We start from the raw sequence: 26863 nt of genomic DNA, 5'->3' as shown, positions 1-26863 counted from the left end.
AACTAATTAATCTTTTAAATAAAGAACTTTCTCGCCGTTTTTATGGCGTTTTGCGGCAATAAAGCTATATAGCGGAATAGTGAGCATCACCATTACTACACCCCAGTACATGGAGTCTGCACCTGAGCCAAGCATGGCGAATAAGCTATAAGCCATACCAATAACGACCAGAATGCTGTAAATCACGAAGTTACCACCTTTGTTTTGTTTCTTGGCAATCATGATGATTGGCAGCGCAATAACGGCGTAGATGTAAGGCAGTAGTGAAGCAAATACTGACATTAGAATGACAACTTGGAATTGATCGGCAAGATCGGGTGATGCTGTCATTAGTAGTACACCACTCATAAGAACACCGGTGAATACTAAACTTTTCATTGGTACGTCATTACGGTTTACAGCAGCAAAGAACTGAGGGAATAAACCTTGCTCTGCACCTGCACGTGGCGCTTCTGATTGCAGAATCAACCAACCTGAGATTGAACCGAAACAAGCAATGATACTTAGGATTGATGCGATGGTACCGGCAGTGTCACCAAACATGTAGCGCGCAGCATCAGCAAATGGTGCCGCTGATTTAACTAACTCTTCATGTGGTACTAGACCCATAATGACACTACAGCTACCGACGTAACATACTGATGCAATCAGCAAACCATATACAGTTGCTTTTGGTACTGTTTTTTCAGGATTTTCAACTTGACCACTAGAAACTACTGCAGACTCAACACCAAGGAAGCCCCATAGTGCAATTGATGCTGCTGATAAAATTGCGTGCGAATTGCTTTCGCCAGTACCGTTATAAACCTGAGTAAACATCTTTGGATCAAACCAGAACCAACCAACGATACCCACGCCTAACACAACAACTAGCATACAAATTGCAGTAAATGATTGAGCGCGACCTGCTGCTTGAGCGCCAAGGCTTGCTAAAGCAATAAAGCCCCACAAAATAACAATGGCAACCACAGAGCCTATACTTGGATCTGTAAGTTGTGGGAAAAAGTAACTTAGGTAGCCAATACCCGCGACGAGTAGTGCAACGTTACCTATCCAGGCACTGATCCAGTAACAAATGGTACTTTGAAAGCCAACAAAAGGACCAAAAGCATCAGCTGCATAGGCAACGATGCCGCCGTTTCTTGGTGTTAAAAGACTGGTTTTGGCAAACACAAGCGCAAGTGCGATAACACCTACAATGGTGATAAGCCAACCCCATAGTGAAATGTAACCAACCCCTGCAAGGTTGGTGGGTAGCATAAATACCCCGGACCCCATCATGTTTGATGCGGTAACTAAGGTTAATGCGACTACGCCCATTTTTTTGGCGGAGCTTGCACTCATGGTGCTTGAATCGGAATGTCCGGCAGCCATCTCTATTTCCTCGTTTGATTTGATGAGGGAATAGTAAAGTTTTACCTCACTAAAAGTGTGACCTGTATCACTATTTTTTTTGCAAAAGTTTTAATTGCAGCCAGTTTTGGTTGATTTTTGTTCAGAATCGATTAATTTGACCCTGTCCCCTTTTATTGTGGGTATCATGTTTTTTCATAAAGAATTGTTATAGATTTGGGAAATGAATCATGCCAAGAAAAGAGCGGTTATTTATTCTAGGGTTGCCTCAAATCGTACAATTGCAGGGGCATAATAAGAGTGAACTTTTTATTGACGATGATGACCATGACTATTTTCTGCAGTGTATAGATAATGCAATCACGCGTTATGGTGGTGATTTGCATAGCTATTGTCTATTTGCTGCCAATGCTCTTTTATTAATAACTCCTAATGAAAAAGAAAATATTGGTGCAATTATTCAGCACGTAGGTAGACGCTATGTACCTTATTTTAATAAGAAATATCAGCGTAGTGGCAGCTTATGGGAAGGGCGTTATAAAAGTTGTTTGGTTGAGCCGGAAAATTATTTACTGCCTTGTATGCATTACATTGAATCAGGTGGCATGTTATTGACGGTGGCTGCAGCGGATTACCCTTGGAGTAGTTATCGCCATAATGCTGGATTAACGACATTATCGCGTATTACTCCTCATGCGGAATATAATCTACTCGGTAAAACAGCCTTGCAACGGGGGGATGCTTATCGGCGTTTTAGTCAGAAACCTATAAGTCATTATATTTTGCAGCGTATCAGTGATTGTATTCGACAAAATACTCTTTTGGGGATGGCTAAGTTTTGTCAACAACTCGAAAATCAACTCCAAGGTAATGTTCGCCCAAGGAAACGTGGTCGTCCGCGTAAGAATTATAATATTTCAGAACAACAGCTGAACTTTATTGAAACTAAGATCCGCTTGTTATGCCAACAATACAGTTATATCGAAATTAAATTACCTTTGATTCAAGATGTTTCACTTTCACCTGAATTATTAAATTTTTCGATGCAGCCTCAGCGGTTAGCGTCTTATAATCATCAAACGATTTTAAGCAGTGATGGTTCTTTAAGTTGTTTACAATTTGTAAACCAGCATTCTGAATTACTTCAGGGCAGTAAAGTTTGGTATCAGGGGCCTATTTTTCGGCATACTTCTGAACAACATGACATGCTTGAACAATATGTTCAGGTTGGTGTTGAAGCTTTTGGCTGGGAAGATGATGCAATTGTCGCTGAGCAGTTACAGCTTCAATATGAGTTATTTAAGGTGTTAGATCTCAATAAAGAAGTTGAGTTACGAATTAATTATATTGGTAGTCTAGATGAATTTGCTGCGTTTCGTTATGCGTTGACAACTTATTTTCAACCCTACGCTATTTTATTCGATCAGCAACGACAAGCATGGCTACAGACAACGCCAGAGTATCTATTAGTCGATTATCCTCTCGAACTTGAACCCGTTATCAAATTAGCGCCTAAATTAGGTGATTATTTAACGGTAGCAGCAAAAGGTAGGTTTCAGCAGTTACAGCAACTGTTAGATAATATGGGATTACCTTATGTTGTTACTCCGCATTTATATCCAGCCTCGCATTACTCCGATATTTTATTTGAATGGCATGGAGAACATATTGCTCCAGACAGTTTGTTATGTCGCGGTGGGCGGTACGATGAATTTATGACTCAAGTTATGCAGCAGCCCAGTCATGCCTGTGGCTTTGCTTTTATGTTAGATAATGTGATCAAGTTATTAGTGGCGACGGGTCATCGTCCCGATGAATATAACGATTATAAAATTATTGTTATTCCTGAGCATCATATTGATGGTGCGTTAGGTTTTAATGTCTGTCGACAGTTAAGACAATCTTTTCCTGGTATTGCAGTCGTGCTAGATTGCACCGAGCAATTAGCAATTAAACGCCAGACTAATGCGAATAAAAAAAGAAATAATATTATTGTTATTATTCATAGTGATGAACTGAATAATATTGATCTGTTATGTAAAGAACAGCGTGAAATAGGATTATCATTAGACGCTGTTCGTGCCCGTATATCGCGTTTGATTCAAGCGTAATTAAAGCCGTGTGTTGGTCATGATTAACAATAAATACTCTCTGACCTTAGCATTATAAAAACTAATGCCTAAGTGGTATTTTTTTTCATTTCTCAAGTGATTTAAAATACCTATAATGACGCCCAACGAAACATGACCGACGCCTTAAATATTTACTAATTGGGCAATGGTTATACATAAAAAGCTTAATTCTTAAGGTAAAAAAATGTCTGGTATCATTAATAAAATCGTTGCACTTTACACGCCTGTATTCTCTACAATGTACAAAAGCGGTAACATGACAAAGTAAGTCTAGCGATAAGGTTAATCATTAACCTATAGCTTACAAGAATTCTGAGAAAGGCCTTGAATATGCAAATGTTCAAGGCCTTTTTTGTTATCAAGTATTTATAGCAGCAGATTAATGATTGATTGGTGCACTAATATGTAGCGTTTGATTTAGAGTATTGGTGTCAGGACCCAATTCAAAATTCCAGTTGCCGGCATTAGTTTGGTAATGACCACCTTCGACAACAAATTCTACTTGGTTAGCCGTTTTGCGCCAAATTCTGACAATACCTTGCACATTGCTGGTATTCATAATGCTATGAGCAATGGCATCTGAACAGCCCGGTAAAAATGCGCCCTGCGCTAGCGTTACAGTAAATACTTTACCTGAACCATTTAAAAAGTCGGTGGCATTAACACTATCAACATTCAGTGCGGCAATGGTGTTTGCATCTTCATGAGGTTGATCTGGTGGGGTTATATCATGAAATACTGGCAAGGTAATTGATAAGCTTTGTGGTGCTGATAGCACGGCTTGATCTAGGGTTAAGGTGACAAAGTTAATTGCGCGCAGATCATGTTCACCTGAAATACGATAGCTAATGGTATTATTAGCAACACGGTAAGGACGCACAACATTGGGACTTGAAAGGTGAGTGGCGTTTTTGATCGTATTTACATTGGTTGTATTAAGGTTCGCCCCGTTGACGCTAATATTTAGTTGGAATCCATATAACAGATCAGAGTATCGAATACTTTCCATATTAGCCGCTAATGTCGGCATATTAGTATTGGTGCGTTGAGCTGAATCTGGGTTGTAGACGAATTCATGGGCAGTCACACCATAGGCTGTTGTTAGTGCTGCACCACATAGCAAAGCTGCGATAGCGTAAGATATTTTTTTCATGATTAACCACTCTATAAGATAATTACAAGTGCAATTATATGCATATGTATAATAGGTGCTTATAATTAAGATAACCGTGATCATTGTTATAAACGTGCGAGTGATATTTTGCTTTTATTGTGTATTTTTTGTTAGGTATGGTGGTGTTCATTATTTTTATCTACTGTTAGTTTGCTCGTAACTATAAATAAGTCGATGTCGTCTAAAAGTGATTAGGTAAGTTGCATGATCACCAGATTCTAAATGCTAAGATTAAAGTAAATAATATTTTTGCGTTCGAGATTCTCTGTTTGAGTTTCGAGCGTTTTTTGCGTTTTAGGCTAACCATGGTGGCGATAGCTATTTTAAGGTAGAATCCGCGCCTCAAACGATATTTTAGGGGGTAATTCATACCTTCTAAACTGTTTATCATCCGTCCCTTATTGCTAAAAAGCCGAAATTGGATGAAGTATATTGCAATACCCTTAAGTGGTATTTGCCGTAACCACTTAATATGTAAGGAATGTTGTAATATGTACCCATCAACTCGTTTTTCTGTTGCACCGATGCTGGATTGGACTGATCGTCATTGTCGTTACTTCCATCGTTTAATGAGTAAAAACGCGTTGTTGTACACCGAAATGGTGACGACAGGTGCGATTATTCATGGCAAAGGTGATTTCCTTGCTTATAACGAAGAAGAACATCCATTGGCACTACAACTCGGTGGTTCAAATCCGGCTGATCTTGCTCGCTGTGCTAAGTTGGCCGCTGAACGTGGTTACGATGAGATTAACTTAAATGTTGGTTGTCCGTCAGATCGAGTACAAAACGGTATGTTTGGTGCGTGTCTGATGGGTGAAGCCGAGCTAGTAGCGCAATGTGTGGCAGCAATGCGCGAAGTGGCAGATATCCCCGTTACCGTTAAAACGCGTATTGGTATTGATGAACAAGATTCTTATGAGTTTTTGAGCCATTTTATTACGACAGTTTCAGAGAAAGGCGGCTGTGATAATTTTATTATTCACGCACGTAAAGCATGGTTAAAAGGCTTGAGCCCAAAAGAAAACCGTGAAATTCCGCCGTTGGATTACCCACGCGTATATCAACTAAAGCAAGATTTCCCTCAGTTAACGATGGCAATCAATGGCGGCATAAAAACCTTTGAAGAAATGGAACAACATCTGCAACATTTAGATGGCGTAATGGTGGGACGCGAAGCATACCAAAGCCCGTATTTAATGGCTGAAGTCGATCAGCGTTTATTTGGTAGTGATCGTCCAGTCATGAAACGTCGTGAAGTGGTTGAAGCGATGTATCCTTATATTGAGCGTCAATTAGCCAATGGATCATACTTAGGTCATATTACTCGTCATATGTTAGGTTTATTCCAAAGTATGCCTGGTGCACGTCAATGGCGTCGCTATATTAGTGAGAATGCACATAAGCCAGGTGCTGGTATTGAAGTGGTGCAACAAGCGTTAGCCAAAATTCCAGCTGAATTGGATGTGTAACAGTATTATAATTTAATCTATTGATGTGGTGAATTTGACTGAGTGTTAGGTTAAATTAACGAATAAATGGTAAACGCCAATGCTTAATGTGTTGGCGTTTTTTTATGTCCATGAAAAATAGAGTAAAATAATTAACTTAGAGTTGGCGTGAATTGTGCAGTATTGTGGGTAATAATAAATCTAATGCTGTGGCGTCATATGGATGACGCAGTTAAATAAAAGGAAGATCTATGTTTGAGTTTCTGTTTTTAGTCGCTTTTACATTGGTGTTGGTATTTACCGGCGTCAGTCTGATTGGATTATTGATCGCAGTTGCAGCGGGGTTTGCAGTAATGGCGGTTGTTGGAATGTTGGGGTTAGTCTTTAAATTATTACCATGGATCATCGTTATTGCATTAGGTATTTGGTTTTTTCGTGAGCGAAATGCTGATAAGCAGCATCAAGAGCGAATGTCACGCCATCGTCGCTATTAACTGCAGTGTTTTTATACAGCATCTGATATAATTTTGTGCGATCAATTACATAAAATGATAAAGAGCGGAGACTCGGCATGAAAAAAGTGGTGCTTTCAGTTGCAGCAGCAATGACGCTAGCGGCAGCGCTTCCAGCCCAAGCAGATACCTTATTAGGTGTAAAAGTGGGTGCGGATGCATGGTTTACAAACGCAAAAGTAGATAGTCACAAAAGTGATGATGTTTCTCAATCTTACTACGCATCATTTGAACATTTTATTCCTCTCGTACCAAACGTAATGGTACGTTATAGCAATGTTGATACGGGTGATGTTGAGTTTGGGCAAAGTGATTTCACAGCTTACTATGAAATTCTTGATAACGATTTAGTGGCACTTGATTTAGGTGTAACTATGACTAAATTTGGCGCTGTTAGTATTCGTCATGGTGACAATTTTAATGATTGGCAACCAACGATTTATGGTAGTGCTGAACTGGGTATTCCAGCAACCCCGCTAGCAGTATTTGCTCAAGCGAATGCGGGTAAGTATGACGGCACACGTTTGTTTGATGGCCAAGCTGGTGTGAAATACACCTTAGGCTTAGTTGCAGCGGATCTTAATCTACGTGCGGGTTACCGTATGATGGATTACGATTTCAAAAAATCAACATCAGGTGATGTGAAACTTGATGGTTGGTTTGCCGGTGTGGAAGTTGATTTTTAATTAACAGCTAACCCATATTCTGTGATCCAGTTATAAAACCACGATTATTTCGTGGTTTTTTTATTGGCGTTAATTCAGTTTATGTACCACTTTTAAAGGTAAGCAAACTGATTATGTTAATGATGCATAATATCAGTATTAGGGGGGAGTAAATGATGACATTGACTGAATTGAAACACCTATACGCTCACCAAGATCTTGTTGAAGCATTGGTCGAGCCATCGATTAATAGTGGTTATATTGTTGAATTTCGTCATCGGCGCGGTGGCTTAGTGCCTTTAACTGACATCTGCGGTAGTGAGCAGTGCTACGGTGATGTTGATAGCGCAACTCAGCAAGCATTTGAGGTTGGTTTTCAACAGGTTAGGATTGCTGACGAATATTAAATCCTCCTTATTTCCCCTTATTCAAAAACCAAAGAGCGTTCCAGCTGTTTGGTTTTTTTATGCGATTAACCTTACAAATGGTTATAAAACATTCTTATCTATTCTTTATTGTTATTACCGTAAATGGCTAATCTAACATAACGCAATGAATAGGGATCGTCGTGCTATGTCAATTAATCAACTATCAGCTTTAGCTAGCCCACTTAATGATCAACAAATAGATCAACTCAAGTTAGCTGCGGCAGAATCATCACCACAACAACTGGCTTGGATCAGTGGCTATTTTTGGGGGTTGAGCCAATCTCAATCGCCAACAACGGCATCAGCTCCTGCGTCAAATGTTCTCGCTGCTGCAAAACCTGCGGGTAAATTAACCATTATTTATGCTTCGCAAACTGGCAATGCTAAAGGGGTTGCTGAAGCGTTACAACAGCAAGCTCAAGCTCAAGATATTGCCGTTAAGCTGGTTTCTGCGGGGGATTTTAAAGGTAAAAACCTCACTAAAGAAACCCATGTTGTCATTGTTGCTTCAACACATGGAGAAGGTGAAGCCCCCGATGATGCAATTGAATTACATGAATTTTTACAATCAAAGAAAGCGCCTAAATTACCAGAGCTGCATTATGCCGTTATTGGTTTAGGTGATTCAAGTTATGAGTTTTTCTGCCAAACGGCCAAAGATTTTGATCACTATCTGGCTAAACTGGGTGCTCAACCAATGCTGGAACGGTTAGATTGTGATGTTGATTATGATGCAGCTGCGGCAGAGTGGCAGTTACAAGTATTAGAAAAAACCCAGCAAACATTATCAATTGGTGAAGCTGAAGTCGTGCAGCTACCCGTGGGACAACATCAGTCAGCTACTGCTGTTTATAATAAACAACATCCATTTAGTGCTAGCTTATCTGTTAGTCAAAAAATCACTGGTCGTGGTTCCGATAAAGATGTCCGTCATATTGAAATCGACTTAGAGGACTCAGGGTTAAGTTATCAACCCGGTGATGCTCTAGGTGTGTGGTATGACAATGACCCAGCGTTAGTTGATGCCATTATTGTTAAGCTCGGACTGGCTGCTGAGAGTGAGGTTGACGTTGATACTGAAACATTAACCTTGCGTGATGCCTTGATCAGTAAATATGAAATTACCGCTGCTAATCCGCAATTTGTAATTCAATATGCAGAGATTTCTCAGAGTAAGAAATTGTTAAAGCTGGTGGCGGATAAAGCTAAATTACGCAGTTATGCGGCTAAGACTCAAATTATTGATGTGTTAGCAGAAAAGAAAGCCACGCTAACTGCTTGCCAATTCGTTGGCCTATTACGTCGTTCTACACCGCGACTTTATTCTATTGCTTCAAGCCAACAAGAAGTAGGTGACGAAGTACATCTTACCGTGGGTGTGGTCGAATACCAGCATGGTGATATTCAACGTCAAGGTGGCGCTTCAAGCTTTTTAGCCCAGCGCTTAGAACAAGGTGGTGCAGTGAAAGTGTTTGTTGAAGCCAACAATAACTTTAAATTGCCTGCCGATGATAATACGCCAGTAATAATGATTGGTCCTGGGACAGGTATCGCACCTTTTCGAGCTTTTATCCAAGAGCGAGATAATCGCGAAGCAGCAGGTAAAAACTGGTTATTCTTTGGTGATAGAACTTTTACTGAAGATTTTCTTTATCAAGTTGAGTGGCAAAAGTATTTAAAGGCAGGGGTTGTGACGCAAATGGATGTGGCCTTTAGTCGTGATCAAGCTCAAAAAGTCTATGTTCAACAGCGTATTTTAGAACAAGCTTCGCAAGTATGGCAGTGGCTACAACAAGGTGCGCATGTTTATGTTTGTGGGGATGCAACCCACATGGCAAAGGATGTTCATCAAGCACTATTAACTGTCGTTGAGCAGCAAGGAAATCAAACACCACAACAAGCCGAGCAGTATCTCAATGAACTGCGTAAAACTAAGCGCTATCAAAGGGATGTGTACTAATGACCGAGCAAAAATTATCAGATAACGAACGTTTAAAGCGCCAAAGTAATTTTCTTCGCGGCACCATAGAACAAGATCTCAGTGATAGGATCACTGGTGGTTTTACGGCTGATAACTTTCAGTTAATTCGTTTTCATGGCATGTATCAACAAGATGATCGTGATATTCGTGCTGAACGCGCTAAACAAAAATTAGAACCCCTACAAAATGTGATGCTACGTGCACGTATGCCAGGTGGTGTGATCACGCCCAAACAATGGTTGGCGATTGATAAATTTGCTGATGAGCATACTTCATATGGCAGTATTCGTTTAACTACACGGCAAACGTTCCAATTTCATGGGGTACTAAAACCTAACATTAAATTAATGCACCAAACACTCAATAAGATTGGTATCGATTCAATTGCTACCGCGGGTGATGTTAACCGTAATGTGTTATGTACGACTAATCCAGTTGAATCAGAATTACATCAGCAAGCTTATGAGTGGGCAAAAAAAATTAGTGAGCATCTGTTACCTAAAACCCGCGCTTATGCTGAAATTTGGCTTGATGGCGAAAAGTTAGAAACAACCGATGAAGAGCCAATTTTAGGCAGTAACTATTTACCGCGTAAGTTTAAAACCACAGTGGTTATTCCGCCGCAAAATGATGTTGATGTCCATGCTAATGATCTCAATTTTATTGCGATAGCTGATAATGGCAAATTGGTTGGGTTTAATGTTTTGGTTGGTGGTGGCCTTGCGATGACGCATGGTGATCATACTACTTATCCACGTCGAGCTGATGATTTTGGGTTTGTAGCATTAGATAAAACCCTCGATGTTGCAGCTGCGGTGGTAACAACGCAACGTGATTGGGGTAACCGTTCAAATCGTAAAAATGCTAAGACTAAATATACCCTTGATCGGGTTGGGGTTGAGGTATTTAAAGCGGAAGTTGAGCAACGCGCAGGTATTAAATTTGCAGACAGCCGTCCGTATGAGTTTACCGATCGTGGTGATCGTATTGGTTGGGTAGAAGGCATTGATGGTAAACATCATTTGGCGTTGTTCATTGAAAATGGCCGTTTGCTTGATTATCCCAATAAACCGCTAAAAACAGGGATGGCAGAAATTGCTAAGGTTCATGGTGGTGATTTTAGAATGACCGCCAACCAAAACTTGATTGTTGCTGGGGTGTTAGCAAAAGACAAAGCCAAGATCGAGAAGATCGCGCGTGATCATGGTTTGATGGATGATAGTGTTAGTGAACAACGTAAAAATTCAATGGCATGTGTTTCTTTACCAACTTGTCCATTAGCAATGGCAGAGGCAGAGCGTTTCTTACCTGAATTCGTTACTGATGTTGAAGCGGTGTTGGCTAAGCATGGGTTAGCTCAGGATGAGAATATTATTCTGCGGGTAACAGGGTGTCCTAATGGTTGTGGACGGGCAATGCTGGCAGAAATAGGTTTAGTTGGTAAAGCTCCTGGGCGATATAACCTGCATTTAGGCGGTAATCGTAATGGTACTCGAGTACCGAAAATGTATCGTGAGAATATTACCGTTGCCCAGATTATGGCTGAAATTGATAGTTTAGTTGGACGTTGGGCTACAGAGCGTCAACGTAATGAAGACTTTGGTGATTTCACTATTCGTAGTGGCATCATTGATGAAGTAAAAATATCGATGAGGGATTTCTATGCCTAAATTTCAACTGGCTGAGTTACTTGAACTGCCAAAAGTGAGTCAAATTATTCAGCTGGCTGAAATTAATGCCATGCTGGAAACCATGACTGCACAACAACGAGTGCGGTGGGCACTGGATAACCTTGAAGGGGAGTTTGCGTTAGCATCAAGTTTTGGCATTCAATCCGCAGTAATGTTGCATTTAGTGACTGCAGCGAAGGCTGATATTGCCGTCGTGCTCACTGATACGGGGTATTTATTTACCGAGACTTATCAGTTTATTGATCGCTTAACTGAGCAACTTAATTTAAATCTACATATTTATCGTGCTCAACATAGTGCTGCGTGGCAAGAAGCTCGTTATGGCCAATTATGGTTGCAAGGGGTTGAAGGCATTAAGCAATATAATCAGTTAAATAAAGTTGAACCGATGCAACGAGCATTGAATGAGCTTAATGTTGGCACTTGGTTTTCAGGATTGCGCCGCGAGCAGGCTGATTCGCGAGCAACATTACCAGTATTAGCTATTCAAAATGGACGGTTTAAGTTTTTACCCGTGATTGATTGGACCAATGAAGATATTGATGCTTATTTGCAGCTGCATGGCTTACCTTATCACCCATTAAAACAACAAGATTATTTGTCAGTTGGTGATATTCATACCACCGTTAAATGGCAACCTGGGATGACCGAACAAGAAACGCGTTTTTTTGGTCTTAAACGTGAGTGTGGCTTACATGAAGATAATGATACTGAATCACATGGTTCTGGAATTTAAGCTAATTATAAGTTTGGATCTTCAATAAAAAACAAGGCAACGTGTAGACGCTGCCTTGTTAGTTTTGAGGCTGATATTATTTTGCAGCAGGTGCCCACACTTTATCTAATGCGCCTAAAAGGGCGTTACTAGCACCTTGTTGGCCTAAGAATTGGGTGATAACTGGAATGAATTTATTAATCATACTTGGATCCATACCTAATACTGAGAATACTTTATCAATATTAGCTTGGTTACTGAGTAATTGACCTAAACCCAATGGTAGTGAGTCTGTTAGCTTTTCAGCACCAGGGATCAGTTTTGCAAGTTCATTGCCTTGTGGGCCTGAAAGTTGGCTGGCCGCTAAACCTAATAGTGCACCCGCACCACCGGCAGCTTGTTCTGGCTTAACACCAAGCTCAGAAATAAGTGTTTTTGTCAGTGGGTTTTGTGCCACTTGACTTACTACTTGATCGGCACTTTCGCCACCAAAAATATCAGACAGGCTAAAAGCGTAGCTCATGGTGCTTGATGATAACAATGCAACCGCTGCGAGAGTCGTGACGATACGACGTTTTTTCATTAGGAGACTCCTTAGTAAAGATAAATACCGAAGTCTTTAAAATCAGAAATTGACTCGGGTATGTCAATCCTAGTGAAGATTTGTCTGGTTGCAATGCTTTTTTATTGGTTGGGTAATTTTGCAACTATAAAAAACGGCGCTATTAGCGCCGTTTATCTATTGGTTCAAACTTGATATCTTATAGAATATCTAATAGTTCTACTTCAAATACTAGTGCTGCGTACGGAGGGATTGCAGCACCTGCGCCGCGCTCACCGTAAGCAAGGTCTTGTGGAATAGATAGTTTCCACTTAGAACCTACAGGCATCATCTGAAGAGCTTCAACCCAACCAGCGATAACGCCAGTTACAGGGAATTCTGCAGGTTGACCACGAGATACAGAGCTGTCAAAAACAGTGCCATCTGTTAGCATACCGTGGTAATGAACACGTACTTGCTTGTCAGAAGTAGGGATTTCACCGTTACCTTCAACTAGAACTTCGTATTGAAGACCAGAATCAGTTACTGTAACTTCTGCACGCTTTGCATTTTCAGCTAAGAATGCTTCGCCATCAGCAGCAGCTAGTTTAGCTTGCTCTTGACGTGCAGCGTCTGCTGCTGTGTGAAGTTCACGCAGTGCATTGTTGATTTCGTCAACTTCGATTTCTGGCATCTCGCCAGCAAGAGAAGCTGCAATACCTTTAGCAATTGCTGCTACGTTTAGGCCTTCAAGACCACTTTGTGCTAGTTGTTGGCCCATTTGTAGACCAATACCGTAGCTTGCTTTAGTCTCAACTGTATCTAGTTTAACGTCAGACATTATTGTCATCTCTTAATGTAGAATGAATTAAAGTAAGCAGGATAACAGTTTCGCCCCCATCGGGTAAATGTTTGTAACTAATATTCGCTAATTGCGTGACATATGAAGCTTTGGAGTGCTGTATATGGGAAAGGTAAATCGCCGTTCAAATAAAAAAAACGGCCGCCGTCAACCGCCAGTAAAATTAAACATTGGCGCGATGAAGGCAAAGTGCTGTGAGCGTATATCTGGCGTTGGTCAGGTATGGCAGCGTTTTCCACGCTTTCATCGCTGGGCATTAATCATTTTAATTCCGATATTTATTGGAGTGTTAATGTTGCCATCAGCGAAGGAATTAGAAGGAGGAGCGGATAGCGTGCCGATGCGACGTAATATCTCACTTAACTTAGATAATAGTGATGTTGCTAGCCAATTAACCTCTGGTCCTAATATTCAGGCAGAAAATAATCCTGATGGTAGTAGTAAGCAAGGTGTGGTTAAACGTACCGATGTGGTATTAGATAGCGCTGATATTAAAGAAGACGCAGGAATGAAAGCTGCTGGTGGTATGGAAGATCGTGGTCCGGCACCTGAGCGAAAACCAATGACATCAAAAATCTACCCGATTAATGGTGGTAAGGTCTATACCATTGATACTACGACTCATAAACCGGTAGTGGTATCACAAGCTGCTCAGCCTCAAGTGCAACCTGCATCCGTGGTAGCGACACAACCGGCAGGTATTGCAGGCAAGTGGTACAGTTTGAAAGTACCGGCAGGAGAAACCTTAGCCAATATTTTCCGTGATAAGGATTTACCGTTAGGTGATCTTTATGCAATGGCGAATATTGAAGGGGCAGGTAGGCCAATTAGTCGTATTCAAGCCGGACAAACGTTGCGTTATCGTCAGAATAGCCAAGGTAAAATTGATGGCTTACAAATTCAAGGTAATGGTATTTCTGTTTCTTATGCAAGAAATGCAAATGGACGTTTTTACCGTCAATAAGCTGATTGTGATTGCATGCTAAATAAACGAGCCGCCAGTGATTTATTCTTAGTCGTAATAAGATGAATCTCGGCGGCTTGTTAGTTTTTAATCATGAATCAATCTATCTTTGGTGCGACGACTCTTTGGCCAGGGAGCCATTGGTATAATAATCAGCAGGATCCCTAACCCAGTGAGGAGATCGGGTGTTTCGTTAAACCAGAGGTAACCAAAGATAGCGACGAAGATCAGTCCTGAATATTCTGCAAGACCAATTTTATAGGTCTCACTTTTCCGATAAGCTGCAACACAACACCCCTGATAACCTAAAGTAAATAATGCACTGGCTGCGATCAATAACCATTGTTGAGGCACTAATGGTTGCCAAAATTGATAAGCGAATAGGCTTGATACTGGTAATGATAAAATCCCCGTCCAAAATAATGTACTGATAATTGGTTGCTGCGGGGGAAGTTTACGAACTAAAACATTATAGAGCGCTAATGTCGACGCTGTGCCTAAAGCTGCAAATGCAGCCCAATGAAATTGATCGGGCCGTAACACGATCACAATGCCGATAAACCCAATCGCTGTCGCCAACACTTTCTGTTTATTTGGGCGTTCGCCTAAAATAACCATTGAGAGTGGTAGCATTAATAATGGCGCGGCATAAAACAGTGCATTTGCGGTCGCTAGTGGTAAATAGGTTAGAGCGATCAGTAACATGCCACTCCCCGCTAACACCAGATGGGCACGAATAGCATTGATTTTCCAATGACCAATATCACGCTGGGCAGTGGGTAATCGCAACCATAGCGGTGTAATAAGGAGCACACTTAATAATTGGCGAATAAACATATATTGAAATGCCGATACGCTACCGTTTAATAGTTTTACTGCTACATCAGATAACGATGACGATAAATTACCGCAAATTAAAATAGCAATACCTATTGAAACGGCAGACCAGCGCATTACATGGGCTCTTGTAATCGTTGCATGTCGACGTGAGGAATACCGTCTTCAAGATACATCTCAGAGGTTTGAGTAAAACCATGTGAACGATAGAATTCAATCAAATACTGTTGAGCACCGATTTCAATCAGTTGCTGTGGCCAAATTTCTTCAGCTTGGGCTAATCCTTGACGCAGTAATTGATGGCCTAAACCCGATTTACGTTGGCTTGGGGTAACCACAACTCGGCCAATACTGACATTATCATAAGTCACTCCTGGGGCTAATAAACGTAGGTATGCGACTAATTCATTGTTAACGTAACCGAGTAAGTGAAAAACATTCTCTGCGCGATCATGATCATCAAGATCAGGATAAACACAATTTTGTTCAACCCCAAATACATCAGAACGTAGCTTTAAGAGATCATAAAGCTGATGGGTAGTGAGTTGCTCAAAGGTTAAACATTGCCAAGTCGTCATGGTTAAATTCCTTATTAGATCTGCTGCCAGCAGTGTATCGATATTTGTGCCTAGCGAGGTTAACAATGGTTAATTTTTATCAATAATATCGCCACTTGTGAGGCGTTTTTTTATACGGCTGAGGCTAATTGAAGTAATACCTAAGTAAGACGCTAATTGATAATCGGTAATACGGCCGACTAGCTCTGGAAAATGATCACTAAACAGTTGCAGTCGTTGTTCTGGAGTATGCATTAACATAAAGCGTTCTTTGTGTTCTTTATGCAGTAATTGGCGTTCTAATAATGTTTGATACAATGGATGTTGCTGCTGACGCCATTGTTGAAATAGCGTGATTGGTAACATGATTAATTGGTTGGCGGATAATGTTTCTAATAAAAATGCTGAAGGCTCGTTATTAATTAAACTTTCAAAGCCAATAATCACATCTTGATCCCAGTAGAATTCTTTACTGAACTGTTTACCTTGCTCTGTGAGATAACAAGCATGACAGAGGCCGTCTAATAAAAAGTAGCAATGCGTTTGGGTTTGCCCTTGGTGTAATAAAATATGGCGAGTTGGAAGATCCAGTGGTTCTGCAACGGCAATGACATCGTTAATGGTTGCAGAGTCTGCCCCGAGTTGGGTCAAGAAAGCCGTTAATTCAACATGGTTATTAGGTGACATAGGTGATTTAACTTATAAAAAGATGGTAGCTGCAGTGTATCAAAAAAAATACCGCAACCAAGGTTGCGGTATATTGATATTACGCTGGAGTATTATTATTTGTTGGCTTGAAGATCCAATTGGTAAATAGCAAACCCGCCAGGAGTTGTACTTACTTGTTGCATTGGGTATTGGCCTTTATCTTTAATAAACTGTGCTGCTTTATCACTGTTAGCGGTTTCAAACGTGATCTGTAGTTGTTTGTCACTCTTAAGTGGCGTGAAGTGCCAGTTATTATCAGCACTTGGTACGACTTGACCTTTTTGTTTACTAACACGACTGATGTAATCTGATAACACGGTACGGTTTTCATCCGGTGATGCAAAGGCAACAAAAGCTTCACCTGTCCCCGCAAATTTGCCACTGTATGCACGGTAGTTATTGGTTGCGATTAAGAACGTTTGTTTAAGATCAATTGGCTTACCATTAAAGCTTAAATCTTTAATACGGTTAGCGGTTGGGTTAATCAGCTTACATTCACCGTCGTATTTGGCTGGTTGTGAAATATCAATATTGTATTTTACACCATCAATAACATCGAAGTTATAAGTACGGAAACCATCCCAGTTAATCAGCCCTTGCGGCTTATCACTGTTCACATCAATTTGGTTAAATTGCGCCGCTGAACATTCAAGCCACTCTTGTACTTCTTTTCCAGTAACTTTCATTGCCACGAGAGTATTAGGATATAAGTATAAGTCAGCAGCGTTACGGAAGGTCAGCTGTCCAGCTTCTACTTCAGTGTAGTTACCCGCATCATTACCACGACCGCCAGCTTTAAATGGCGCCGCTGCTGATAATACTGGTAGGCCATCAAGATCTGGATCCCCTTGAATAAAGCGTTCTACGTAATCCTTTTGTGCCAAGTTAACAATTTGTACTGTTGGATCATCTTGAACCAAGGCTAAATAGCTGTACATTACATCACTGGCTTTACCAATGGGCTGGTTCACAAAATCACGGGTAGCGTTATGATCAATTTTTACCGCTGCCACTAATTTAGGATCAGCGTTTACTAATGATTTTTGGTTAGCCTTATCAAAGATTGGTCGAGCTTCAGTTTGGGCCGAAGTTACTTTCCAACTATTGCCTTCTTTGTCTAAGACTAAATCCATGATACCGACGTGATCACCCCAGCGCCCAGGCATCACTGCTGGAATACCATTGATGGTGCCTTTTTCAATATCAGCACCTGGTAGATTCGCAAAATCTTTACTTGGGAATACGGCGTGCGAATGACCAAATGCGATCGCATCGATACCTTCAACTTGAGTTAGGAAATACACCGAGTTTTCTGCGCCAACTTTATATGGGTCAGCTGATACACCTGAGTGTGGAATCGCGATAATAATATCGGCGCCTTCCGCTTTCATTTGAGGAATGAATTTCTCAGCGGTTTGTTTAATATCTTTAGCTTCTACTTTTCCTTCAAGATTATTTTTATCCCACACCATAATTTGTGGTGGTACGAAGCCAATGTAACCAATCTTCAGTTTTTGGTTATTGCCGTCGTTATCTTTAAAGGTGTAATCCTTGATAAGGTAAGGCGTAAATAAGTTTTTGCCTGTTTTTAGATCATAAACATTGGCATTGATGTAAGGGAAGTTAGCACCTTCAATACTTGCATTAAGGAAATCAAGACCATAGTTAAATTCGTGGTTACCAATATTGCCCACGGCATAGCCCAATTGATTCATGACTTTATAAACAGGGTGTACTTCGCCTTTTTTAAGGCCTTTTGCTGCCATGTAGTCACCCATAGGGCTACCTTGCAGCAAATCACCATTATCAACCAACACACTGTTAATGACTTCAGCGCGTGCCTTTTCAACCAACGTAGCGGTACGTACTAACCCCGTTTTATCGGTTGGCTTATCCTTGTAATAATCGTAATCCATCACATTAGTATGAATATCTGTTGTTTCAAGAATACGTAATTTAATTGTTTCTGCATTTGCAGGACCAGCAAGTAGCAGTAATCCGCCCAATACCGCGATTGATAAAGGCTTAACAGATAATTTCATGTGTATCTCCAAAGGATAGGCAAGGAAAGCGTGCATAAAATAGCAAACCTTGTGCAGTTACTATTATAACCAATCACGTAATTGTGCTTTAACTCTCATTTTTTATATGCATAACCATTATTAAGCCGTTAAATAACAGCAATAACAGCTCTAAACGCAAATATTGTTGATTAAATTAAGAAAGAAAAAGCATAACTTAGGTTCGAAGTGTTATTTGAAAATCCTCTATTCTCCTCGTTGTTAGCTGTTTATGTCTGGTTTGTATTTATTCACGGTTGATCATTCTATTTGACGACAAAAACATGACTGTTGAATTAATAACCAAACTTTTTGGTATAAAAAATGAAACTTTAGAATTTCAAGTAATATCGCTAGCTCTCTATAGTGGTAACAGAGCAACAACGGAGAGTGCACAATGGATTATTTGCCAATATTTGCTGATTTAAAGCGTCGACCATGTTTGGTTGTCGGTGGCGGTAGTAGCGCATGGCGCAAAACAAGGATGTTATTAAAAGCAGGAGCTGATGTTGGTGTGATTGCATCTAAGCTCAATGACGATTTTATCGCTGCTATTGCCACGAACCAAGTTCGTCATGTTGGCGAAGAGTTTGCACCTAGCGATCTCGATGGTATTTTTTTAGCGATTGCAGCCACGCCGCATAAAGCACTTAATGCATTGGTATATCAAGCTGCGAATCAACGCCAAGTGTTAGTGAATGTGGTTGATGATACTCAACGTTGCAGCTTTATTGTGCCGTCAATTGTTGATCGCTCACCAATCATTGTTGCTATTTCATCTTCAGGTAAAGCGCCTGTTTTAGCGCGTTTACTCCGTCAAAAGCTCGAAGCTATGCTGCCACAGCACTTAGGTAAAATGACAACTATTGCTGGTGATTTTCGCCATTATCTTGCTACAAAAATCGCCACTTTTTCCAGCCGTCGTGCTTTTTGGGAACAAGCATTTAATGGTCGTTTTGCTGATCTCGTTGCGGTGGGTCGCGACAGTGAAGCGCAGCAAGCATTACATCAACAGTTACAACAACACACCGCTCCCTCTGGTCAAGTCGCTTTAATTGGTGCTGGCCCCGGTGATGCAGGGTTATTAACGTTACGTGGTTTGCAATTAATGCAGCAGGCGGATGTGGTGTTATATGACTACCTTGTTTCTGATGAAGTGATGGCGTTAGTGCGTCGTGATGCAGAATTAGTCTGTGTTGGCAAAAAAGCGGGTTTTCATAGCGTTCCTCAAGAACAAACCAACCGTTTAATTGTTGAATATGCACAGCAAGGTAAGCGAGTGGTACGACTTAAAGGCGGTGATCCATTTGTGTTTGGTCGCGGCGCCGAAGAATTAGAAGTGCTGGTGGATGCTGGGATCGATTTTCAAGTTGTTCCCGGTATTACCGCTGCCGCTGGTGCAACAGCCTATGCAGGCATTCCATTAACTCACCGTGATTATGCTCAAACAGCAATGTTTATTACTGGCCACTTAAAACCTGATGGTAAGCAGCTCGATTGGTCAACATTAGCCCGTGGTAATCAAACACTAGTGATTTATATGGGGTTAATGAAATCAAGTCATATTCAACAGCAGTTGTTACAGCATGGTCGCGCCCCCGAAACACCAATTGCCATTATTGAACGCGGTACACAAGCCACCCAAAAAGTATTAACCGGACAATTAGATGAACTTGCCGATTTAGCACAGCATGCTGCTTCGCCATCATTAATTGTTGTCGGTGAAGTCGTCAAGTTGTCACATAAATTAGCTTGGTTCACAACAAAGGAACAGTTATTACCGCAACCTGAAGCGGTAGTGAAGCTGGCATAGCATGGAGAGAGTGATGGACCCGAAACGTTTAACCCACCTCAAGCAGCTCGAAGCAGAAAGTATTCATATTTTGCGTGAAGTTGCCGCTGAGTTTGATAACCCAGTAATGATGTACTCCATTGGAAAAGATTCATCAGTGATGTTGCATTTAGCCCGTAAGGCTTTCTATCCCGGAAAAATTCCGTTTCCGTTATTGCACGTTGATACCAATTGGAAATTTCGTGAAATGATTGAGTTCCGTGATCGTACCGCTAAGAAATACGGTTTTGATTTATTAGTTCATAAAAACCCAGAAGGGTTGGCAATGGGGGTGGGACCGTTTACTCATGGCTCGTCCAAGCACACTGATATCATGAAAACCCAAGGGCTTAAGCAAGCATTGGATAAATACGGTTTTGATGCTGCATTTGGTGGCGCCCGTCGTGATGAAGAAAAGTCGCGTGCTAAAGAACGGGTATATTCATTCCGTGATAAAAATCACAGTTGGGATCCTAAGAATCAACGTCCTGAATTATGGAAAACTTATAACGGCCAGATAAATAAAGGCGAGAGTATTCGAGTATTCCCATTATCAAATTGGACTGAACTCGATATTTGGCAATATATCTTCTTAGAGCAAATTGAAATTGTACCGTTGTACTTATCTCAAGTACGGCCGGTTGTTGAACGTGACGGAATGCTAATTATGGTTGATGACGAGCGGTTAGAGTTGCAACCAGGAGAAACCATTCAACAAAAAAGTGTCCGTTTTAGAACGTTAGGTTGTTATCCATTAACGGGAGCGGTGGAGTCAACAGCTGATACTTTACCGGGAATTATTGAAGAAATGCTGGTGGCAACCTCAAGTGAGCGCCAAGGACGAGCTATCGATCATGATCAATCTGGCTCTATGGAATTGAAAAAACGCCAGGGTTATTTCTAAGGAGAGAATAATGAACAGTGTCATAGAACAACAGGTAGCAGAGCTTGGTATCGAAGCTTACCTCGATCAACACCATAATAAATCTCTGCTGCGATTTTTAACCTGCGGCTCAGTTGATGATGGTAAAAGTACCTTAATTGGTCGCTTGTTACATGATTCTCATCAGATTTATGAAGATCAACTTGCGGCAATCCACACCGATAGTCAAAAAGTCGGTACCACGGGGGATAAACCTGATCTCGCATTATTGGTTGATGGGTTGCAGGCAGAACGTGAGCAAGGGATCACCATTGATGTTGCTTACCGTTATTTTTCGACTAAAGCGCGTAAGTTTATTATTGCTGATACACCAGGACATGAGCAATACACTCGTAATATGGCGACGGGTGCATCGACCTGTGATGTGGCTGTTATTTTGATTGATGCTCGTAAAGGCGTGTTAGACCAAACCCGTCGTCATTCTTATATCGCCAGTTTACTTGGTATTCGTCAGTTTATTGTGGCGATTAATAAAATGGATTTGGTTGACTTTGATCAAGCACGTTTTGACGATATTAGTCAGCAATATCTCCAATTTTCAAAAAAACTAAACCCTAATATCAATATTCAATTGCTACCACTGTCAGCATTAGAAGGCGATAACGTTGTTAGTCAAAGTGCCAAGATGGCGTGGTATCAAGGCGAGCCGTTATTAACTTTATTAGAACACGTTGATTTATCAACCGGCGATGATTCATCAGTTCTACGCTTTCCAATCCAATACGTTAATCGTCCAAATCTTGATTTTCGTGGTTTTGCTGGCACGTTAGCATCTGGTGAGTTACGTGTAGGGCAACGAGTGACGGCATTGCCTTCAGGCAAAACGTCCACAATAGAGCGAATTGTCACTTTTGATGGTGATTTAGCATCAGCGCATAAAGGCCAAGCTATTACCGTTACCTTAGCGGATGAAATTGATATTAGCCGCGGCGATACACTGATAGCTGCTGAAGACGAAGTACCCTTAAGTAATAATGTTTTGGCCGATATTGTCTGGATGGGCGAGACCGCATTAGCAGCTGGACGTCAGTATGATATTAAAGTTGCAGGTAAAAAAACGCTAGGCAGTGTGAGTGCAATACGTCATCAAGTTGATATTAATAGTCTTGATACCTTTGCCACTGAGACGTTACCGCTTAATGGGATTGGTTTATGTGAAGTTAATCTCCACGATGCGATAGCTGTAGATAGTTATCAAACTTGTAAAGATACTGGCGGGTTTATCATTATAGATCGTTTAACGAATGTAACTGTGGGGGCTGGTTTAGTGCGTGAAGCATTAGTTGCTAAGCAAAGTGGTCGTTATTCAGCGTTTGAGTTGGAATTCAATGCACTTGTTCGTAAGCATTTCCCTCACTGGGATGCCAAAGATATTGGTCAATTGCTGGAGTGATGTAAATGAGCTGGGAACAAGCTACTGTGCTGGCAATGCTAGTAGTGATTATTCTCTGCTTGCTTACTACAAAGATTAAACCTGCGTATTTATTTGCTGGTAGTGCGTTTATTGGTTTTCAAGCCAACTTAATTGAATTACCTGCAATTGGCGCAAATTTTACCAACTCATCATTATTAACGTTAGTGCTATTGATTTTGGTTTCAATTGCACTAGAGAAAACGCGTTTGATTAGCTGGGTCGGGCGTCAGATTTCACAAGGGGGCCATAGCTCAGTAGTGGCTAAGCTTGGAATATCGACAGCGTTATTATCATCATTTACTAATAATACCGCGGTAGTCGTGTCATTAATCGGGGCGATAAAACGTAATCAGCGTCATGCTCCATCTAAATTATTACTACCTTTATCTTATGCCGCTATTTTAGGGGGTACATTAACCCTAATTGGTACATCGACTAACCTCATTATTAATAGTTTTGTTGAAGATGTTGGCTTACCAAGTCTTGGATTTTTTGCGCCAACCCTAATTGGCTTAGCGGTATTAGTTATCGGTTTAATTATTTTAATCCCGCTGAGTTATTTTCTACCGAATAACGATGATGACAATGAAGAACAGCTGCCCTACTTTTTAGAAGCGCGAGTGAAAACGCATTCATCTCTTATCGGCAAGACAGTGGCAGAAAATGGGCTGAGAGCATTACGCCGGTTATTTTTAGCTGAGCTGATCCGTGATGGTAAGACGATAGCACCTGTTTGTCCTAATACCCAATTACAAGCAGGTGATCGGTTATTGTTCTGTGGTGATATTGGAAGTGTCACCACCTTGCAAGAAATTGAAGGGCTACATTTATTTGGTCAGCACCATCTTAATGGTCAATCAATGATGGAGGTAGTGGTTAGTCATTCTGCAGCCATTTGCGGTAGTACATTAAAAAGCACTAAATTTCGTGAAAACTTTGATGCCGTTGTCGTTGCAATTCGTCGCGGCCATGAACGATTAGCAGGGGGTTTAGGTAATATTGAATTACGAGCAGGCGATACGTTAGTCATTGTGCCCGGGAAATTGTTTAATCAAAAACAAACCATGCTAGAACGTGAGTTTGTATTAGTTAATGGTCTTGATTCAAGTGCCCGTTTAGATAGCTACCGCAGTACAACGGTACTGGTTGGCTTTTTAAGTGTGATTGTATTGGCTTTAGCTGAGTGGCTGCCATTGATTAAAGGATTAGCCATTTACCTCGTGGTGCTGGTGGGATTGGGGATTATTTCTTTCAATGAACTTCGTCGTCGATTTCCGGTTGATATTGTAGTGATTGTTGGCTCAGCATTAACACTGGCACAATTGATGATCACCAGTGGTTTATCACACCATATGGGACAAGCACTCATTGTCGCTTTTAATGGTTGGGGTGTATATGGCGGCTTAATTGCAGTTTATCTACTAACATTAATTCTGACTGAATTGATCACCAATAATGCAGCTGCGGCATTAGCTTTTCCAATTAGTTATAGTTTGGCGCTTGGCTACGGTGTTGATCCTATGCCATTTATTATGGCGGTATTATTTGGTGCTAGTGCGAGTTTTATTTCCCCATATGGTTATCAAACTAACTTACTTGTTTACAGCGTCGGCAATTATAAGATTAGCGACTACCTTAAACTGGGATTACCACTTTCGATTGTGTATTCCACGGTAGTATTGATCTTGATCCCATTAGTCTTTCCTTTTAGCTAAATTAACAATGGAATATGTTATGAATACGACAACGAAGTCTCATGATGATAACAATAATATTGTCTGGCATAGTTATAGTGTGACCAAGGAACAGCGAAGTCAGCAAAAGCAGCAGCAACCTTGTGTCTTATGGTTTACTGGATTGAGTGGTGCGGGTAAGTCGACTGTTGCTGGAGCCTTAGAACATAAATTATTGTCATTGGGTTATCACACTTATTTATTAGATGGTGATAATGTTCGTCATGGATTATGTAAGGATCTCGGTTTTTCAGCTCAAGATCGACGCGAAAATATTCGTCGTATCGGTGAGGTTGCTACATTAATGGCAGATTCAGGACTGATAGTGCTAAGTGCATTTATTTCCCCTTATCGTGAAGAAAGACAATTAGTTCGTGATTTACTTCCCCAAGGTGAATTTATTGAAGTGTTTGTTGATACGCCTTTGGCTGAATGTGAAAAGCGTGACCCTAAAGGGCTCTATAAAAAAGCACGTGCTGGTGAAATAAAGCAATTTACCGGTATTGATGCTGAGTACCAAGCACCATTACAACCTGAAATTCACCTTGCAGCTGATAGCCATAATATTAATGAGTTGGTTGAGCAATGTATTGATGCTTTACGTAGTCAAAGCATTATTACTTGATAACCGGTAACAGGAGTACCGCAAGTGACAGTATTAATTGATGCTATATACAACATCGCATTAGATGCTGGTAAATCGATAATGGCTCATTATCACAGTAATCTTACTATTGATAATAAAGCAGATAATAGTCCCGTAACCGTTGCTGATCTTGCAGCAAATGAAATTATCATTAGCCAATTACAACAGTTGACACCTGATATCCCGATCTTATCTGAAGAATCACCACATACTGATTGGCAGCAGCGTCAGCATTGGCAATCTTTTTGGCTGGTGGATCCACTTGATGGCACCAAGGAATTTATCAATAAGAATGGTGAGTTCACCGTTAACATTGCGCTTATTGAAAATGGAAAACCTGTTTTAGCTGTTATCTATGCGCCCGCACTAAATAAAGCTTGGTTGGGTAATGGTAAAACCGCTTGGCTTGTTACTAAAGCCGGCAAAGATACTATTCGTCTTCTGCCTTCTACTATACCAACCGTGGTTGGCAGTCGTTCGCACCCATCAGTTGAATTCGATGTTTACCTTCAACAACTAGGTGAGCATAAATTGGTTGAAGTTGGATCATCATTGAAGTTTTGTCTAGTTGCTGAAGGACGCGCGCAATATTATCCCCGTTTTGGACCAACTATGATGTGGGATACCGCCGCTGGTCAATGTATTGCTGAGAGTGCAGGGGCGACAGTGAATGATCTCGATGGTTTCCCTCTTCGTTATGATCGCGAATCTTTGTTGAACCCTTATTTTGTGGTCTCATAATCATTTTAAATTAACCAAAAGCTATTGATTGATTAAATAGTCAGCATTATTTTTAAATGACGACTACTAATCAAGAGTCTTGTTGTATGAATATTGAGTCTTTTATGGCTTTTGGTTGGAATTACTAGCATTCGTGTTAAAAATCCAAATAAACAATTGTCATTCTTTTTGTTCTCCCTATAATGCAGCCCAACGACACGGAATACCTACGGTTGGTAAGTTATTTACAACCTGTGTGTAACTTGTCGATAAGCGGTTTATAAAAAATTATAACTATAATGACTATTATAGTCTTATATTAAGTTATAAAAATCGCGGTCTTGATTTGGATGCTATTCGAGTTGTGAGAAATAGGAACTATCTCTTACACAAGGCCAGTCAATAAAGGGTTTTCTGAAGTTTATTTAAAAAACTTGTTGACTTTAAACTGGCGCGGAGTAATATACGCAGCCTCAGCCAATACGATGTATTGTGCTAATGTTCTTTAACAATTTGACCATGCAATCTGTGTGGGCACTCACTGAATAGTTAAGTCGAAAGATTTATCAATAAACTGAGTGACCAAAACAAAATGACGCAAGTTATTTTGGCACAGTTATTTAATTATCATTTTTTAAATGATAAAAAGCTTTAATTTACTACGGTATTTAAAGTCAGTATTTATTGAGCCGGTCGAAAGACCAACAAAACTTTAATTGAAGAGTTTGATCATGGCTCAGATTGAACGCTGGCGGCAGGCCTAACACATGCAAGTCGAGCGGTAACAGAAAAGAAGCTTGCTTCTTTTGCTGACGAGCGGCGGACGGGTGAGTAATGCCTGGGAATATACCCTGATGTGGGGGATAACTATTGGAAACGATAGCTAATACCGCATAATCTCTTCGGAGCAAAGAGGGGGACCTTCGGGCCTCTCGCGTCAGGATT

At 40.8% G+C, this 26863-nt stretch carries 23 protein-coding genes; 15 read left to right on the top strand and 8 right to left on the bottom strand.

The window, feature by feature from the left end; genetic code table 11:
• Positions 1-6: 6 nt before the first annotated feature.
• Positions 7-1374, bottom strand: a complete 1368-nt coding sequence (gene hdcC, locus PPBDW_RS14145) for a histidine-histamine antiporter (protein ID WP_107186938.1) — start codon at positions 1372-1374, stop codon at positions 7-9.
• 209 nt (positions 1375-1583) lie between these two features.
• Between hdcC and PPBDW_RS14140 the strand changes: the two genes are divergently transcribed.
• Positions 1584-3464: an ATP phosphoribosyltransferase regulatory subunit gene (locus PPBDW_RS14140; protein ID WP_036788790.1), complete on the top strand. Its 1881-nt coding sequence runs from the start codon at positions 1584-1586 to the stop codon at positions 3462-3464.
• Between the two features lie 400 nt (positions 3465-3864).
• Here the strand turns inward: PPBDW_RS14140 and PPBDW_RS14135 are convergent, their stop codons facing one another.
• A complete protein-coding gene (locus PPBDW_RS14135; protein ID WP_036788788.1) occupies positions 3865-4638 on the bottom strand; it encodes a hypothetical protein in 774 nt (257 codons plus the stop codon).
• A 512-nt stretch (positions 4639-5150) separates the two neighbouring features.
• Between PPBDW_RS14135 and dusA the strand changes: the two genes are divergently transcribed.
• From dusA to PPBDW_RS14100, 7 genes are all read left to right on the top strand, one after another.
• Positions 5151-6131 (top strand): tRNA dihydrouridine(20/20a) synthase DusA, encoded by a 981-nt coding sequence (gene dusA / locus PPBDW_RS14130; protein ID WP_045043750.1) that lies wholly within the window; start codon positions 5151-5153, stop codon positions 6129-6131.
• Positions 6132-6361: 230 nt separating this feature from the next.
• Complete coding sequence (pspG, locus tag PPBDW_RS14125) at positions 6362-6604, top strand: envelope stress response protein PspG (protein ID WP_036788787.1); 243 nt, start codon at positions 6362-6364, stop codon at positions 6602-6604.
• Positions 6605-6681: 77 nt separating this feature from the next.
• Positions 6682-7308 carry a TIGR04219 family outer membrane beta-barrel protein gene (locus PPBDW_RS14120; RefSeq protein WP_036788786.1) on the top strand — a complete coding sequence of 209 codons (627 nt, stop codon included), beginning with the start codon at positions 6682-6684 and terminating at the stop codon, positions 7306-7308.
• 155 nt (positions 7309-7463) lie between these two features.
• Complete coding sequence (locus PPBDW_RS14115; RefSeq protein WP_036788784.1) at positions 7464-7694, top strand: RNA-binding protein; 231 nt, start codon at positions 7464-7466, stop codon at positions 7692-7694.
• A gap of 166 nt (positions 7695-7860) precedes the next feature.
• Positions 7861-9675 (top strand): assimilatory sulfite reductase (NADPH) flavoprotein subunit, encoded by a 1815-nt coding sequence (locus PPBDW_RS14110; RefSeq protein ID WP_036788782.1) that lies wholly within the window; start codon positions 7861-7863, stop codon positions 9673-9675.
• On the top strand, positions 9675-11366 hold the full coding sequence (gene cysI, locus PPBDW_RS14105; protein ID WP_036788780.1) for an assimilatory sulfite reductase (NADPH) hemoprotein subunit: 1692 nt from the start codon (positions 9675-9677) through the stop codon (positions 11364-11366). The genes PPBDW_RS14110 and cysI overlap by 1 nt, the downstream gene beginning before the upstream one ends.
• Complete coding sequence (locus PPBDW_RS14100; RefSeq protein WP_036788778.1) at positions 11359-12123, top strand: phosphoadenylyl-sulfate reductase; 765 nt, start codon at positions 11359-11361, stop codon at positions 12121-12123. The genes cysI and PPBDW_RS14100 overlap by 8 nt, the downstream gene beginning before the upstream one ends.
• A 76-nt stretch (positions 12124-12199) precedes the next feature.
• Here PPBDW_RS14100 and PPBDW_RS14095 read toward each other — a convergent pair whose 3' ends face one another.
• Positions 12200-12685 (bottom strand): DUF2780 domain-containing protein, encoded by a 486-nt coding sequence (locus PPBDW_RS14095; protein WP_036788776.1) that lies wholly within the window; start codon positions 12683-12685, stop codon positions 12200-12202.
• 178 nt (positions 12686-12863) lie between these two features.
• Positions 12864-13484 (bottom strand): BamJ family beta-barrel-assembly machinery protein, encoded by a 621-nt coding sequence (gene bamJ / locus PPBDW_RS14090; protein WP_036788774.1) that lies wholly within the window; start codon positions 13482-13484, stop codon positions 12864-12866.
• Positions 13485-13608: 124 nt separating this feature from the next.
• Between bamJ and PPBDW_RS14085 the strand changes: the two genes are divergently transcribed.
• The gene (locus PPBDW_RS14085) at positions 13609-14469 is read left to right on the top strand and encodes a LysM-like peptidoglycan-binding domain-containing protein (RefSeq protein ID WP_107174234.1); all 861 of its coding nucleotides are present in this window, start codon (positions 13609-13611) and stop codon (positions 14467-14469) included.
• An 87-nt stretch (positions 14470-14556) separates the two neighbouring features.
• On the opposite strand, the gene PPBDW_RS14080 is transcribed toward PPBDW_RS14085, so the two are convergent.
• From PPBDW_RS14080 to PPBDW_RS14065, 4 genes are all read right to left on the bottom strand, one after another.
• Positions 14557-15423 carry a DMT family transporter gene (locus tag PPBDW_RS14080; protein WP_036788772.1) on the bottom strand — a complete coding sequence of 289 codons (867 nt, stop codon included), beginning with the start codon at positions 15421-15423 and terminating at the stop codon, positions 14557-14559.
• Positions 15423-15884 (bottom strand): GNAT family N-acetyltransferase, encoded by a 462-nt coding sequence (locus tag PPBDW_RS14075; protein ID WP_036788770.1) that lies wholly within the window; start codon positions 15882-15884, stop codon positions 15423-15425. The genes PPBDW_RS14080 and PPBDW_RS14075 overlap by 1 nt, the downstream gene beginning before the upstream one ends.
• Before the next feature lie 69 nt (positions 15885-15953).
• Entirely contained in the window at positions 15954-16550 is a 597-nt protein-coding gene (locus PPBDW_RS14070; RefSeq protein ID WP_156312894.1) for a Crp/Fnr family transcriptional regulator, read from the bottom strand.
• A gap of 95 nt (positions 16551-16645) precedes the next feature.
• The gene (locus tag PPBDW_RS14065) at positions 16646-18613 is read right to left on the bottom strand and encodes a bifunctional 2',3'-cyclic-nucleotide 2'-phosphodiesterase/3'-nucleotidase (protein WP_036788767.1); all 1968 of its coding nucleotides are present in this window, start codon (positions 18611-18613) and stop codon (positions 16646-16648) included.
• A 415-nt stretch (positions 18614-19028) separates the two neighbouring features.
• Here PPBDW_RS14065 and cysG point away from each other — a divergent pair, with 415 nt between their 5' ends.
• Genes cysG through cysQ form a run of 6 tightly spaced genes read left to right on the top strand, consistent with a single transcriptional unit; the run spans position 19029 to position 25939 of the window.
• Positions 19029-20444 carry a siroheme synthase CysG gene (gene cysG / locus PPBDW_RS14060; protein WP_036788765.1) on the top strand — a complete coding sequence of 472 codons (1416 nt, stop codon included), beginning with the start codon at positions 19029-19031 and terminating at the stop codon, positions 20442-20444.
• 13 nt (positions 20445-20457) lie between these two features.
• Positions 20458-21366, top strand: coding sequence for a sulfate adenylyltransferase subunit CysD (cysD, locus tag PPBDW_RS14055; protein ID WP_036788764.1), 909 nt, complete (start codon positions 20458-20460; stop codon positions 21364-21366).
• A 10-nt stretch (positions 21367-21376) separates the two neighbouring features.
• A complete protein-coding gene (gene cysN / locus PPBDW_RS14050; RefSeq protein ID WP_036788762.1) occupies positions 21377-22798 on the top strand; it encodes a sulfate adenylyltransferase subunit CysN in 1422 nt (473 codons plus the stop codon).
• Between the two features lie 5 nt (positions 22799-22803).
• The gene (locus PPBDW_RS14045; protein WP_036788760.1) at positions 22804-24534 is read left to right on the top strand and encodes an SLC13 family permease; all 1731 of its coding nucleotides are present in this window, start codon (positions 22804-22806) and stop codon (positions 24532-24534) included.
• Between the two features lie 19 nt (positions 24535-24553).
• Complete coding sequence (cysC, locus tag PPBDW_RS14040) at positions 24554-25177, top strand: adenylyl-sulfate kinase (protein ID WP_036788758.1); 624 nt, start codon at positions 24554-24556, stop codon at positions 25175-25177.
• A 24-nt stretch (positions 25178-25201) separates the two neighbouring features.
• Positions 25202-25939: a 3'(2'),5'-bisphosphate nucleotidase CysQ gene (gene cysQ, locus PPBDW_RS14035; RefSeq protein ID WP_036788756.1), complete on the top strand. Its 738-nt coding sequence runs from the start codon at positions 25202-25204 to the stop codon at positions 25937-25939.
• The last annotated feature ends 924 nt before the right edge of the window (positions 25940-26863 follow it).

Origin of the sequence: Photobacterium kishitanii (genome assembly GCF_000613045.3) — a bacterium.
Lineage (GTDB): Bacteria > Pseudomonadota > Gammaproteobacteria > Enterobacterales > Vibrionaceae > Photobacterium > Photobacterium kishitanii.
The sequence above is the reverse complement of the archived record's forward strand: the minus strand, read 5'-3'. Positions and strand labels throughout refer to the sequence as shown.